At 63.7% G+C, this 13,269-nt stretch carries 14 protein-coding genes; 7 read left to right on the top strand and 7 right to left on the bottom strand.

All coding sequences use genetic code 11. The annotated features are described in order from the left end of the window. Nucleotides 1–452: 452 nt before the first annotated feature. On the bottom strand, nucleotides 453–923 hold the full coding sequence (locus tag ABW22_RS17785) for a PEP-CTERM sorting domain-containing protein (protein ID WP_059751477.1): 471 nt from the start codon (nucleotides 921–923) through the stop codon (nucleotides 453–455). Nucleotides 924–1,382: 459 nt separating this feature from the next. On the opposite strand from ABW22_RS17785, the gene ABW22_RS18380 reads away from it, so the two are divergent. The 3 genes from ABW22_RS18380 to ABW22_RS01970 all read left to right on the top strand — a co-directional run bounded on the left by ABW22_RS18380 (nucleotide 1,383) and on the right by ABW22_RS01970 (nucleotide 3,178). Then, a complete protein-coding gene (locus ABW22_RS18380) occupies nucleotides 1,383–1,619 on the top strand; it encodes a Spy/CpxP family protein refolding chaperone (protein WP_082708375.1) in 237 nt (78 codons plus the stop codon). Between the two features lie 345 nt (nucleotides 1,620–1,964). Then, a complete protein-coding gene (locus ABW22_RS01975; RefSeq protein ID WP_059751473.1) occupies nucleotides 1,965–2,387 on the top strand; it encodes an AF1514 family protein in 423 nt (140 codons plus the stop codon). A gap of 125 nt (nucleotides 2,388–2,512) precedes the next feature. Further along, nucleotides 2,513–3,178, top strand: a complete 666-nt coding sequence (locus ABW22_RS01970; RefSeq protein ID WP_059751470.1) for an FAD-binding oxidoreductase — start codon at nucleotides 2,513–2,515, stop codon at nucleotides 3,176–3,178. A 139-nt stretch (nucleotides 3,179–3,317) separates the two neighbouring features. Here the strand turns inward: ABW22_RS01970 and ABW22_RS01965 are convergent, their stop codons facing one another. The 4 genes from ABW22_RS01965 to ABW22_RS01950 form a co-directional block, all read right to left on the bottom strand. After that, entirely contained in the window at nucleotides 3,318–6,056 is a 2,739-nt protein-coding gene (locus ABW22_RS01965) for a valine--tRNA ligase (protein WP_059751468.1), read from the bottom strand. A 102-nt stretch (nucleotides 6,057–6,158) separates the two neighbouring features. Continuing rightward, nucleotides 6,159–6,641, bottom strand: coding sequence for a hypothetical protein (locus ABW22_RS01960; protein ID WP_059751465.1), 483 nt, complete (start codon nucleotides 6,639–6,641; stop codon nucleotides 6,159–6,161). Between the two features lie 7 nt (nucleotides 6,642–6,648). Beyond that, nucleotides 6,649–7,077 (bottom strand): DNA polymerase III subunit chi, encoded by a 429-nt coding sequence (locus tag ABW22_RS01955; protein WP_059751463.1) that lies wholly within the window; start codon nucleotides 7,075–7,077, stop codon nucleotides 6,649–6,651. Nucleotides 7,078–7,087: 10 nt separating this feature from the next. Next, entirely contained in the window at nucleotides 7,088–8,602 is a 1,515-nt protein-coding gene (locus tag ABW22_RS01950) for a leucyl aminopeptidase (RefSeq protein WP_059751461.1), read from the bottom strand. Here ABW22_RS01950 and ABW22_RS18225 point away from each other — a divergent pair. Genes ABW22_RS18225 through ABW22_RS01935 form a run of 4 tightly spaced genes read left to right on the top strand, consistent with a single transcriptional unit; the run spans nucleotide 8,601 to nucleotide 11,674 of the window. After that, nucleotides 8,601–8,729 (top strand): hypothetical protein, encoded by a 129-nt coding sequence (locus ABW22_RS18225; protein WP_269083887.1) that lies wholly within the window; start codon nucleotides 8,601–8,603, stop codon nucleotides 8,727–8,729. The two genes, ABW22_RS01950 and ABW22_RS18225, sit on opposite strands and share 2 nt — an antisense overlap. Nucleotides 8,730–8,733: 4 nt before the next feature. Beyond that, nucleotides 8,734–9,810 (top strand): LPS export ABC transporter permease LptF, encoded by a 1,077-nt coding sequence (lptF, locus tag ABW22_RS01945; RefSeq protein ID WP_059751495.1) that lies wholly within the window; start codon nucleotides 8,734–8,736, stop codon nucleotides 9,808–9,810. Then, complete coding sequence (gene lptG / locus ABW22_RS01940; RefSeq protein ID WP_059751458.1) at nucleotides 9,807–10,883, top strand: LPS export ABC transporter permease LptG; 1,077 nt, start codon at nucleotides 9,807–9,809, stop codon at nucleotides 10,881–10,883. Before lptF ends, lptG begins: the two co-directional genes overlap by 4 nt. A 5-nt stretch (nucleotides 10,884–10,888) precedes the next feature. Further along, nucleotides 10,889–11,674 carry a ferritin-like domain-containing protein gene (locus tag ABW22_RS01935; RefSeq protein WP_059751456.1) on the top strand — a complete coding sequence of 262 codons (786 nt, stop codon included), beginning with the start codon at nucleotides 10,889–10,891 and terminating at the stop codon, nucleotides 11,672–11,674. Nucleotides 11,675–11,677: 3 nt separating this feature from the next. On the opposite strand, the gene ABW22_RS01930 is transcribed toward ABW22_RS01935, so the two are convergent. Both ABW22_RS01930 and ABW22_RS01925 read right to left on the bottom strand, forming a co-directional pair. Further along, nucleotides 11,678–12,148, bottom strand: a complete 471-nt coding sequence (locus ABW22_RS01930; protein WP_059751454.1) for a hypothetical protein — start codon at nucleotides 12,146–12,148, stop codon at nucleotides 11,678–11,680. Then, nucleotides 12,145–13,263 (bottom strand): cupin domain-containing protein, encoded by a 1,119-nt coding sequence (locus tag ABW22_RS01925; protein WP_059751452.1) that lies wholly within the window; start codon nucleotides 13,261–13,263, stop codon nucleotides 12,145–12,147. Before ABW22_RS01925 ends, ABW22_RS01930 begins: the two co-directional genes overlap by 4 nt. Between the last annotated feature and the right edge of the window lie 6 nt (nucleotides 13,264–13,269).

The raw sequence follows: 13,269 nt of genomic DNA, 5'->3' as shown, positions 1-13,269 counted from the left end.
ACCGGCCATGATCACAGTCAAAAGTTTGGTACGGATCTGCTGGGAATTGTGCTTCATTTGCGATACTCCTTCTGTGCATTAAGGTTTGGATGGACGGCTTGCATTTCGACAAGCCACCCTCACTACAGCACGCGCCATGCCAGAAGATTATTTCCCTTGTTTTTCATTGACTTGCATGTAATCCATGGCGGCGGGCGGCCTTCGTTTCGTCGCCTCTGGGCGACACGAAACGGGGCTTCACAAGCAACTCATTGTAAGGGATGGACATTTCCTGTCTTTTAACGGAGACAGGGTTGGCCGGCAGGGCACCACCTTGGCCCGGGCTTTGCGTGACCGCTCGCCGGCCAGGCCAGCACGAGCATCATCCGCGACACGGCAGAGCGCAGATGTCTGCCCGCGCAAACGAAAGGCGACCTGAATGGCCGCCTTTCGTTTTTTGGCGTTGCTTGAACTTACGCTGTCTTCACTTTCTTGCGGCGACGTGCAACCCCAAGGCCGAGCAGCCCCAGCCCCATCAGCGCAATGCTGGCCGGTTCCGGAACCGAAAAGCGAACATATCCTGGCGTGTGATCCAACCCTTCACCGGAATAGAACGTATCCGTAAATTCCCCTCCGGGGGGCGGCGCATTATAGAAGCCGGTAATGATCGGCTGGTAAAGTGGATTCCCGCTGTATTCCTGCGAGATCAGGGCATACGTGAATGCATCATCGCAAATGGTGCCAATAGGATTGGGGCCAAGGCAGGGTTCGTCATTCAACGTCTCGGTGAAGTACAGGTAAAAGTCACCATGCCACGTACCCACTTGGCTTGTCATTGCGGCATCATCGTAGAGCCTCAGGTTATAGGACACCATGATCGAGTCCGGGCCAAAACCGGCGCTGGCGATGGTTTCGTTGTGGTGAACGACGTAACCGAAGTCCACCTCAGGGCAGCATCCGGACGGCAATTCAAGCGATAGACATTCCTTCAAAATGGTTCAGCCAAATTGGTCTGACCGAGAAGCGACGCATACAAACACCATGGATTTATCCTGCCATGCCGATGACGACAGCTGTAAAGAATTCCGACTTTTTCAGCGCATCTCCCATCCCGCTCGTCATGGGATGCCTTGATCACATGGTTTTGAGCCCAGGCCTCCGCCTGCATCGTTGCCCGGGTTTTTGCCGGCGGCTCGGGTTACATTCGGATACAACTCGTTACGTCTTCGCGGGTGTCCGACATCCCAAGGGTACATCACCTCTTATCAAGACGTTTCATGCCGTACCTGTTCTGGGCCGGTTGTTTTGACAACATCTCTGAAGGAGATCGCAATGAAATTGATCCAAGGTTCTTTTGCCAAACGTGCCCATAGAACACCTTTATCCGCGTCAGCCAGCCTGGAATGGGTCAGGGCATGGACAGGAAGGCTATGCGAGGCGAGTTCGAAAAGCTGAACACGCCGCAGCGTCTGGACAAGATGCTTGCCATGTCGGAGGTGCGTCATGCCAAGATGGTTGAGCATAGCCAGGCGACTAAGGCCTTCTATGCCCAGCTGACCGCCGAGCAGCAAGGTGTGTTCGATGCCGAGGCGATGTTTGGTCACCATCGGGGTCACGGCCAGCATCGCCATCAATCCTGAGTGATCGGGCGGTAGTCGATTAAACGTGGGCGGGTGACCGCCCACGTTTTTTTGCGGCTGAAGATTGTCAGACGCTTTTCCTGTCAACTGCGGCCGCTTGATGGGTATAAGGGGTTGATACGGGCCGGCGAGGTCATGGCGCTTTGACCGCGCGCTTCCGCTTTGCCAGGCCTTGATGTGCGCGACGCGGCGCCCACCACGCGCATTCCCCCAGCATGGGCGACGTACCTGCACCCGCGAAATACCCGATTGTTTTTGTCTGGCATTGGCCTACAAAGAGTACAGATCGTGCGCTGGATTCAGCGCCGTCCGACTCAATTCACTGTGACACAGGAGGTTCTCGACATGAGAAACGTACATATCGACTATCACGGCCCTGACCAGGGCTTTCAGACCGCCAGCCTGCTCGCCAAAGACGTCGCGAAGGAGAACCAGATGAAGGATCCGACCATCATCTCCTGGCATCGCAGCAACAGGCTGGGGGCGACGCCCCCCTACTATGACGGTGCCAACCCCGAAACCTGGTGGGAAAAATACGGCGAGGGCAACGGTGGCGGGCTGGAGGTCAGCGTCGGCGAGGGTGATTATCAGTTCATCCTGATGGACGCGCGCGGTTTTGAGACCGTGGGCGACCTCCCGCTGCGTAATCTGAAGGATCGCGACGGCAATCCCTACCTCTGCTTGACGCCGCTGCAGGGGATGGATTCCGCCATCCCCAAGCCGGAAGCCTGCACCCTTCTGGATGGCTGGGCGGCCGATCAGTATTGAAGCTTGGTCAAGTAGCCTGTCCGCGCGCAGTCAGGGGCGGGGCAATTCGCTTGTCGCCGACGCATGCATGACCCAGCCGGGATGTGCGGGGCGCCCGGCGCGTATTTCACGGGAGGGGGAGGGCGATGAACCACACCGTTAATCTGCTGATGAGCCAGTTCGTCACCCACGACGTGAAGCGTTTCATCGTCAGCAAGCCATCCGGATTTTCCATCGTTCCCGGTCAGGGGGTGGAACTGGCGATCGACCGGCCCGGCCTGCGCGAACAGGGTCGGCCTTTCACGCCTACCGGACTGGCCACCGACCGGGTGCTCGAGTTCACCATCAAGGCTTACCCCGACCACGCCGGCGTCACCCAGGCGCTTCACCAGTTGGAGCCGGGTGCCGAACTGCTGATGTCCGAACCGTTCGGCACCATCCGTTACCAGGGGCCCGGTGTGTTCATTGCCGGCGGCGCCGGCATCACGCCCTTTCTGGCCATCCTGCGCGAATTGGCACGCACGGGCGAAGCGGGCGGCCAGACTTTGATCTTTTCCAACAAGACCCCGGCTGACGTGATCTGCGAAAAGGAACTGCACCATTTGCTGGGGGAACGCAGCATCCTGACCTGTACCGGCACCGCTGCGCCAGGGTATGAGAACCGGCGGGTCGGCCGCGCTTTCCTGGAAGAAAAAATCAAGGATTTCAAGCAGCGCTTTTATGTCTGTGGCCCGCCCCCTTTCATGGAGGCGGTCAACGGCGCGTTGGCGGACCTGGGTGCCCGTTCGGAAAGCTTGGTGTTCGAGCGGTGAATCCCGGATCGATGATCTGACGGAACTGTTTCGATTCAATCTGCGTAAAGGAAACGAGACAACCTGAACTGTCCCGTTTCTCTTTGTGGTCTGATTGAGGCTTACGGCAGGCAGGACGTGGTGCCTGCGCAACTCGATATCAGCCCAGCCGTGCGTGCTGCGCCTCCAGTTTCTGCAGCATGGCGGCAAAGTCGGCCAGCCGCGTCTGCTCCTGCTGCACCACGGTAGCGGGCGCTCTGTCGACGAAGCTGGCATTGGCCAACTTGCCCTGGGCCTTGGTGATTTCGTTCCGGATGCGGGTGATTTCCTTGGCCAGGCGGGCGCGCTCCGCGTCCTTGTCGATTTCAACCACCAGCATCATCCGCATGTCACCGACCAGGGCGACCGGGGCGTCGGCGTCGGGCAGCGCGGGCACGGCGCTGACCTCGGAGAGCCTTCCCAGCGCGACGATGTAGGGCGCCAGCGCGTTGATCACGCCGGCGTCGCCTTCGATCACCAGCGGCACGCGCTGGGCAGGCGACAGGGTCATCTCGCCGCGCAGGGTGCGGCATGCATTGACCAGTTCCTTCAGTAGCTGGATCCGCGCGACGCTGTCGGGGTGGCGCTGCGCCTCGTCGCTCTGCGGGTAGGGGGCGAGCATGATGCTGTCGCCGACGACGCCGGCGAGCGGCGCCACCTTCTGCCACAACTCTTCGGTGATGAAGGGGATGATGGGGTGGGCGAGGCGCAGTGTGGTTTCGAGCACGCTGGCCAGCGTGCGGCGGGTGGCGCGCTGCTGTTTCGGCGTGCCGTTGTTCAGCTGCACCTTGGCGAGTTCCAGATACCAGTCGCAGTATTCGTCCCACACGAATTCGTAGATCCCGCGCGCGGCCTGGTCGAAGCGATACGCGGCAAACGCCTCATGCACTTCGCCGACGGCCTGCTGCAGGCGCGCGGCGATCCAGCGGTCGGCATCGGAAAATTCCACCGGCAGGCTGGCGTCCTGGCCGCAGTCCTGGCCTTCCAGGTTCATTAGCGCGAAGCGGGTGGCGTTCCACAGCTTGTTGCAGAAGTTGCGGTAGCCCTCGGCGCGTTGCAGGTCGAACTTGATGTCACGGCCGTGGGTGGCGAGGCTGGCGAAGGTGAAGCGCAAGGCATCGGTGCCGAATGCGGCGATGCCGTCGGGGAATTCGCGGCGGGTGCGCTTTTCGATGCTGGTGGCCTGCTTCGGATTCATCAGGCCCTGGGTGCGCTTGGTCACCAGTTCGTCGACTGCGATGCCGTCGATGAGATCGATCGGGTCGAGCACGTTGCCTTTCGACTTGCTCATCTTCTGACCTTCGGAGTCGCGCACCAGGCCCGTCACGTACACCTCGCGGAACGGCACCTTACCGGTGAGGTGCAGCGACATCATCACCATGCGCGCGACCCAGAAGAAGATGATGTCGAAGCCGGTGACCAGCACCGAGGTTGGCAGGAAGCGTTCGAGCTCCGGCGTCTGCTCCGGCCAGCCCAGCGTTGAGAAGGGCCACAGCGCACTCGAAAACCAGGTGTCGAGCACGTCGTTGTCCTGCGTCAACTCGCGGCCGCCGGCCTGCTTCTTCGCCTCGTCTTCGGTGTAGGCGACGTAGAAGTTGCCGTCGGCGTCGTACCACGCGGGGATGCGGTGGCCCCACCACAGCTGGCGCGAGATGCACCAGTCCTGGATGTTTTCCAGCCACTGGCGGTAGGTGGTGGTCCAGTTCTCCGGCACGAATTTCAGTTCGCCCGAATCAACCGCAGCCAGGCCCTGCTGGGCCAGGCCTTCCATGCTCATGAACCACTGGTCGGTGAGCATCGGCTCGATCGCCGCGTGGGTGCGGTCGCCGCGCGGGATCATCAGCTTGTGCGGCTTGGCCGACACCAGAAGGCCCTTCTCCTGCAGCGCGTCGAGCAGCTTCTGGCGCGCGTCGTAGCGGTCCAGCCCCTGGTATTCGGTGGGGCACAGTTCGTTCATTTTGGCGTCGAGCGTCAGCACGCTGATCGCCACTAACTGGTGGCGCTGCCCGACCTGCCAGTCGTTGAAGTCGTGCGCCGGGGTGATCTTGACCACGCCGGTGCCGAATTCGCGGTCGACGTAGTCATCTGCGATGACGGGGATGCTGCGCTCGGCGATCGGCAGGCGCACCTGCTGGCCGATCAGATGGCGGTAGCGATCGTCCTCCGGATGCACCGCGACGGCAGTGTCGCCGAGCAGGGTTTCCGGACGCGTGGTGGCGACGGTGAGAAAGCCGGAGCCGTCTTCCAGCGGGTAGTTGATTTCCCAGATGAAGCCATCTTCCTCGGTGCTCACCACCTCAAGGTCGGACACCGCGGTGCCGAGCACCGGGTCCCAGTTTACCAGCCGCTTGCCACGGTAGATGAGCCCCTCGCGGTACAGCCGCACGAACACTTCGGTGACGGCTTTCGACAGGCCCTCGTCCATGGTGAAGCGCTCGCGGCTCCAGTCGGGACTGGTGCCCAGCCGGCGCATCTGCTGGGTGATGGTGGAGCCGGAGTGTTCTTTCCAGTCCCACACCTGTTCGAGGAATTTTTTGCGGCCGAGGTCATGGCGCGAGACGCCCTGCGCGTCGAGCTGGCGTTCAACCACGATTTGCGTCGCGATGCCGGCGTGGTCGGTGCCCGGCTGCCACAGCGTGTTGTCGCCCGCCATGCGGTGATAGCGGGTGAGCGCGTCCATCAGGGTGTGCTGGAAGGCGTGTCCCATGTGCAGCGTGCCGGTGACGTTGGGCGGCGGCAGCATGATGCAGTAGGCGGGGGCATCGGCGTTATCGCCTGCTTTAAAGTAGCCGGCGCTTTCCCATTGGGCGTACCAGCGTTTTTCGATGTCAGCCGGTTCGAAGGATTTGGCGAGTTCCATGGCGTGCGGGCAAAGGCGGCATTATCCCAAAGAACCCGGGGCACGTCGCGAAGAAACCTGGGTTACGTCCTAAAAAAAGCGCGTGAAACGTGCGCTGTTGTGTCAGGCGGATGGATCGCGCGGCTGTTTGAGTTTTTCGGCGATGGCGTCGCGCACGATTTCGCGCACGTTGACGTCGAGCTGGGAGAGCAGGGTGGCCACCGTCTGGTCGAGGTTCTTGCGCAACTCGGCCGCGACCTGCTTTTCCATCACCTCGGACAGGCGCGGTGCCAGTTCGCTCATCAGCTGCTCGGCCAGGGTGTCGTTCACGATGGCCGCAGTCGCGGCGGTGGATTCGGACGGCGCTTCTGCAGCGGGTGCCGCAGGTGGCGGGGACGCGGGTTCGACAGCCGGTAACGGAGCGGCCGCCGGCGGCGGTGTGCCGCGCTCGATCACGCTGGTCAGCACCGGCAACCAGGCGTCGGGAGGCGGCGCGTGTTCGGGAGGGGGCGCGTGACCGGAGGATGGGCCAACGTCGGCCTCGTTGCCGCCGCGATGCTTTTTCAGCAGCGCATCCATTTTGCTCAACAGCGGGCCGTCGCTCATCGGTTTCTCATCCGGCGGGTGGGCGCAGGTCGTGCGCTTGCAGCGCATAGCCGCGCGTCTTGTAAAAACGGTAGCGCTCGCGTCCCTGTTCGACCCCTGCTTCGTCCTGGCCGATGATTTCGACCAGCCGCTCGAAGCGGGCGAAGGCGGGCGGCTGCTCGTGATGCAGATTGATCATCACGTCGGCGCTGCGCAGGGCGTCGGCGCGGGTGCCGATCAGCACCGGCGTTTCGCCGGCCAGCGTGTCGCTGTCGCGGCAGTGCGGCACGAAGCCCGTCGCCGGTGAGGTCCACAACAGGCGGTCGATGGCGTCGGCGGTGGCGGCGTCCGGCGCGTAAATCATCACCTGCTTGCCCTGGCCGTGCGCCTTGACGGCAACACGACGGGCGACGTCGAGCGGGTCGTCGGCATGGGTGTAGAAGGTGATTTCGGTCACGTCTGCTCGCTTACTTTTGGGCGCGGTTCAGCAGGAAATGCACCAGCAGCGACACCGGACGGCCGGTCGAGCCTTTCTTCTCGCGGCCGCCCGTCCAGGCGGTGCCGGCGATGTCGAGGTGCGCCCAGTGGTATTTTTTGGCGAAGCGCGACAGGAAGCAGGCCGCGGTGACCGACCCGGCCGGGCGGCCGCCGATGTTGGCCATGTCGGCGAGACTGCTTTTCAGCTGGTCCTGGTAGTCATCCCACAGCGGCATGCGCCAGACGCGGTCCCAGGCGTGGTCGGCGGCTTGCTCGATCTCGCGCGCCAGCGGGTCGTGGTTGCTGTAGAGCGCGCTGGGGTGCGCGCCCAGCGCAATCACGCAGGCGCCGGTGAGCGTCGCCAGATCGACCACCGCATCGGGTTCGAAGCGCTCGGCGTAGGTCAGTGCGTCGCACAGGATCAGGCGGCCTTCGGCGTCGGTGTTGAGGATTTCGATGGTCTGGCCGGACATCGAGGTAACGATGTCGCCCGGCTTGTTGGCGTTCGCATCGGGCATGTTCTCGCAGGCCGGAATCAGGCCAATGACGTTGAGTGGCAGCCCCAGTTCGCCGATGGCGCGGAAGGCGCCGATGACCGCGCCGCCGCCGCTCATGTCGTAGTTCATCTCGTCCATTTCGGCGGGCGGCTTCAGCGAAATGCCGCCGGCGTCGAAGGTGACGGCCTTGCCGACCAGCACCACGGGCTTGTCGCCTTTTTTGCCGCCTTGGTGCTTCAGCACGATGAAGCGCGGCGGCTTGTCGCTGCCCTTGCCGACCGACAGGAAGGAGCCCATGCCGAGCTTGTCGCAGGCGGCGTAATCGAGAATCTCACAGCCGAAGCCATGGGCTTTCGCCACCTTCTTCGCCTCGCCGGCCAGGTATTCCGGTGTGCAGATGTTCGATGGTGTGTTGCCCAGGTCCTTGGCCAAGCTGATGCCGCGGGCGATGGCCAGCCCGCGCGCCAGGCCGACGTCGCCGAACTTGAGCTCGCCGCGTCGCGACACCGCAAAGGTGACGCGCTTGAGCGGGCGGCGTGCCTCGTCCGGCTTGCTCTTCATGCGGTCGAAGCGGTAGAGCGCATCGTGGGCGCTGATCACCGCCTGCTCGATGTTCCAGGTGACGTCGCGCTTCTTCACCGGGATTTCGGAAAGCGTGATGGCCGCTTCTATCGAGCCGGTGTCGCGCAGGGTCCTGACCGCGCAGGCGATGGCGTCGCGGTAGGCTTTTTCGTGGAAGTCGCGCTCCTTGCCGAGGCCGACCAGCAGCACGCGGTCGGCCAGGATGTTGGGCACTTTGTGCAGCAGCAGCACGCTGCCGGCCTTGCCGTCCATGTCGCCGCCGCGCAGGATCTCCGACAGATAACCGTCGCTGGCGCGGTCGATGTCGATGGCTGGGCCCGACAGCTTGCGGCTTTCGAACACGCCGACCACGACGCAGGCGCCGCGCTGCTTTTCGGGCGCGCCGCTTTTTATGCTAAATTCGAGTTCGATTTCTTTGTTTTCCATGTCTGTGCTCAAAAAAATTCAATTTGCCGATGTGATGATGATCGGCATCGCCGATGCGGCGATTATTGGCGCAGGCGCGGCTGATTGTCAAAATGCCTGCGCATCCTGCGCATGCCGCGCCAGCTGACCCCATGCTATACCGCCGCACGCTGACCCGCGAGATGGGTCTCACCACCGGCGCCGTGCTCACGGTGCTGGTGGCGATTGCGCTGGTGGTGCTGTTCATCCGCCTGCTCGGCGACGTGGCGCGCGGCGAGCTTGCCAACGAGGCGGTATTCGTCTTCCTCGGCTTTTCTCTGCTGTATTTTCTGCCGGTGTTGATGACGATTGCCTTGTTTGCCGGTGTGCTGCTGCCATTGTCGCGCGCGTGGCGCGATAGCGAAATGGTGATCTGGTTCAACGCCGGCCTGTCGCTCACGCAATGGATGCGGCCGGTGCTGACCTTTGCCGTGCCGTTTTCGCTGGTGATCCTGTTGCTGACGCTGGTGCTCAATCCCTGGGTGCAATCCAAGAAAAGCGAATACAGCCAGGAGTTGAAGAGCCGCAGCGAAAGCGCGCTGATCGCGCCTGGCCTGTTTGCCGAATCCGGCGCCGGTCAGCGCGTCTATTACGTCGAGTCGCTCAACCCGCTGACCGGCATCGTGCGCAACGTGTTCATGCGGTCGCTCATCGATGGCCAGCTCGGGCTGGTGGTCGCGCGCGAAGGCGATCATACCCAGCTGCCAGACGGCTCGCGTTACCTGGTGTTCAAGGACGGGCGACGTTACGAAGGCACGCCCGGCCAACTCGACTACCGCATCGTGCAGTTCGAGCGCTACTGGATGCGGCTCGATCCGGTCGCAGCGGAGAGACACATCAGCATTCGCCAGATGTCCGTGGCGGAACTGCTGGCTGACGCCACGCCGCCGGTGCGTGCCGAGCTGTTGTGGCGGGTGGGGGTGCCGATCTCGGCGCTGATCCTCGCCGTCATGGCGATCCCGCTCAGCTTCGTCAACACGCGGGCGCGCCGCTCCTATGGGCTGATGATCGCGTTGCTGCTGTATTTCGTCTACAACAACCTGCTGTCGCTGTCGCAGGCCTGGGTGGCGCAGGACAAGCTGAATCCCTGGGTCGGGATGGGGGCGTCGCATTTGCTGATGCTGTTCGCCGTGGCCGTTCTGTTTTACCTGCGCTCGCACCAGCACGCCCCGCGCCGGAGGCGGCCATGAGCCTGCTGGCGCGCTATCTGGCGGGCCAGGTGCTGGCGGCGTCAGGATTCGTCCTGCTGGCGCTGCTGGTGCTGTTTGCGTTTTTCGACGTGATGAAGGAGCTCGGCAGCCTGGGGCGCAACAACTATGAGCTCGGGCAGGCTGCCGTGGTGGTGCTGCTCAGCGTGCCCGGACATCTGTACGAAATCCTGCCGGTGGCGGCGCTGATCGGTACGCTGTTCGCGCTGTCGCGTCTGGTGGGCAACTCGGAATACGCGGTGATGCGCGTGTCGGGCCTGTCTAACTGGCGGGTGGGCGGGTATTTCGCGGTCATCGGGACGCTGCTGTCGCTGCTGGTGCTGGTGTTCGGCGAATACGTGGCGCCGTGGTCGGAGCAGGCGGCGCAGCGTTACAAACTGTCTGCCACCCAGTCAGTGGTCGCGCAGCAATTCCGCTCCGGCCTGTGGGTCAAGGACGGCAGCACCTTCATCAATGTGCGCGAAGTGATGCCCGACAACACGCTGCGCGGCATCGAGATTTACGGCTTCGACGCCGAGGGCGAGCTGGGCTGGATCCGCGCCGCTGAGCAGGCCAGCTGGCGCGGCAACCAACAGGCCTGGGATCTGCAGCAGGTGGTGGAAACGCGGTTTGACGCGGACGGCATTCGCGCCGAGCGCAGCGCAAACCAGGACTGGCAGTCGGTGCTCACGCCCGACATCCTCGGCGTGCTGCTGGTCGCACCGGAAAAAATGTCGGCGCGCACGCTCTGGCGCTACATCGCGCACCTCAAGGAAAACAGCCAGAACGCGACGCGGTACGAACTCGCGCTGTGGTCGAAATTCATCAACCCCTTCGTCATCCCGATCATGATGCTGATCGCGATGCCGTTCGCCATCCGGGGGCCGCGCGCAGGCGGCACCAGCGGCATGATTTTCCTCGGCATTCTGGCCGGTCTCGGCTTCCATCTGCTGAGCCGCCTGCTCGGCCACCTGGGCCTGTTGAACAACTGGCCGGCGTCGCTGGTGTCGACCCTGCCGCTGCTGGTTTTTCTGGGCATCGCGCTGGCGGGTATCCGCTGGGTGGACCGGCGCTGAGCCGATTGCCGCAGCGGCTGGCCGAGTGTTTGTGCGCCAGCGAGCCGGCGGCCAAGGTGGCCTGCGTGCACACGCTGCAGGCGGACTGGCTGGCCGGCGCGGTCGATCCCGCCAGCGAGGCTGCGCGCAAGCCGATCGACCATCCTGGTCAGCCGCAAAAACCCGAACGGGTCCCGCCGCAAAAGGTCCCGCGCCGCCGCGCCGATACGCTGCCCGGCCGCGCCGCGCTCATCCATGCGCTGGCGCATATCGAATTCAACGCGATCAACCTGGCGCTCGACGCCGCCCACCGCTTTGCCGGCATGCCGGTCGCGTATTACGCCGACTGGCTCAAGGTGGCCGACGAGGAAGCGCTGCATTTCGATCTGCTGAACACGCACCTGGCGACGCTGGGTCATGCCTACGGCGATTTTCCCGCCCACAACGGCCTGTGGGACATGGCGCTGAAAACCGCACACGACCCGCTGGTGCGCATGGCGCTGGTGCCGCGCGTGCTGGAAGCACGTGGGCTCGATGCCACGCCGCTGATCGTCGACAAGCTTAGGGCGGCGAATGACCTGCGCATGGTCGAGATTCTCGCCATCATCGAACGCGACGAGATCGGCCACGTCGCCATCGGCAGCCACTGGTTCGGCTGGCTGTGCGCGGCGCGCGGGCTCGAGCCCGAGACGAGGTTCCGGCAGTTGCTGGTCGAGTATGACGCGCCGCCGCTGAAGCCGCCGTTCAATCTGGCGGCACGCCGGGCAGCTGGCTTCAGCGAGCCCGAACTGGACTGGCTGAGCAAACTCTAAGCATTACAAGCCCAGCGTTGTCGCAGACACGCCGGCCGGCGAACGCTGCCACATGCCCTCGAAACGCTGATTCAGCAACACGGCATCGCGTGCGTCGTCCAGGTGAAGCGTGCCATGCACCGCGGCCTTGTCGGCGCGCAGCAGCACGCCGTGGCGGTCGGCCAGCACAAACGCCTGATCGGGACGCGGCGCGTCGGGGTCGGCCTGGCGGATTTCGAGGGCATGGCCGAAGTCGCGCACCAGCTGCATCAGGCGGGGGTGCTTGCGTGCCACGAGGCTGATGTCGTCGAGCAGCAGCTCGATACGGCGGCCGCCACCGGCCACGCACAGCGCGCGCAGGGCCGCGTGACGCGGCGCGTGGTCGATCTCCAGCAGGCCCAGATCGTGGTCGTATACACGGAGCTGGCGATGCGTGCCGGCCAGCAGTGCGTCGAATGCGTCACGGAATTCGGCGGGGGTTTCAAAGCGGCTCATGGTGCGTCGATCTCCAGCCAACCGGCTTGGTACCAGTCATACAGGCGCTCGCGCAGCGTTGCGGGCAGCGGCGGGGCGAGGCGGCGCTGATCAGCGAGTTGCTTCAGCGCGGCAGTTTCGTCCGCCGCGGGCGTGAACGCCTCGCCGTTGATAAAGAAGCGCCCGCCCGCAAACAGCAGGCGCGATTTCGGATCGAGCGCCACGCCGCGCTTGCTGGCCTGCTTGTTGAAGGCGGCACGCGTGAGCGGGGCGTCGGGCGCGTCGAAAAAAACATTCGGCTTGGGCTCGGACAAATAGCGCCCGGCAAACTCGGCGATGTCGCGTTTGCCCCATTTGATTTTGGCGATCATGCCTTCGATTTGCGCCAGCATCGCCCGGCTGATTTCACCCGGATGGGTTTGCAGGCGCAGATCGGGGTCGGCGTAGCGGCCTTCCGGTTTGAGCGTGTCCTGCAGGTGCATCAGGAAGCCATGCGCCAGTTCTTCGGTGGTGGGCGCGCGAAAACCGATCGAATAGGTTGTGCAGGCGTCTTCGGCGACGCCGTAATGCGCGACATGCGGCGGCAGGTAGAGCATGTCGCCGGGGCCGAGCACCCATTCCTCCTCCGCCTCGAAGTAGCGCAGGATTTTCAGCGGCTCGTCGTCCAGGATGGTCAGATCGGCTTGCGTGCTGATCTGCCAGCGCCGGTGCCCCTGGCCCTGCAGCAGGAAGACGTCGTAGGAATCGAAGTGCGGCCCCACGCTGCCGCCCGGCACGGCGTAACTCACCATCAAATCATCGAGCCGGGCGTGCGGGATGAAGTTGAAGCGCGCCAGCAGGGCATCGGCTTCGGGAAGAATATGGTTGAGCGATTGCACCAGCAGCGTCCATTCGGTTTTCGGCAGGCGCTTGAAGTCGCTGCGCTTGAGCGGGCCGTGGTCGAGCTGCCAGTGCGTGCCGCTGCCCTGGATCAGTCGCGACTCGACATCCTCGCGGCCGGCCAGCTGCTGCATCTCGCCGGGCGAGAGCAGTCCGGCGAAGCCCGGCACGGCGTTGCGGATCAGCAGCGGGCGCTTGTGCCAGACATCGCGCAGGAAACGGGTGGGGCTCAAGCCGCCAAGCAGGGTGGTTATCATGAAATA

Source organism: Thiobacillus denitrificans, assembly GCF_001530125.1.
GTDB classification, from domain to species: domain Bacteria; phylum Pseudomonadota; class Gammaproteobacteria; order Burkholderiales; family Thiobacillaceae; genus Thiobacillus; species Thiobacillus denitrificans_C.
This window is presented reverse-complemented; position numbering and strand designations above follow the sequence as displayed.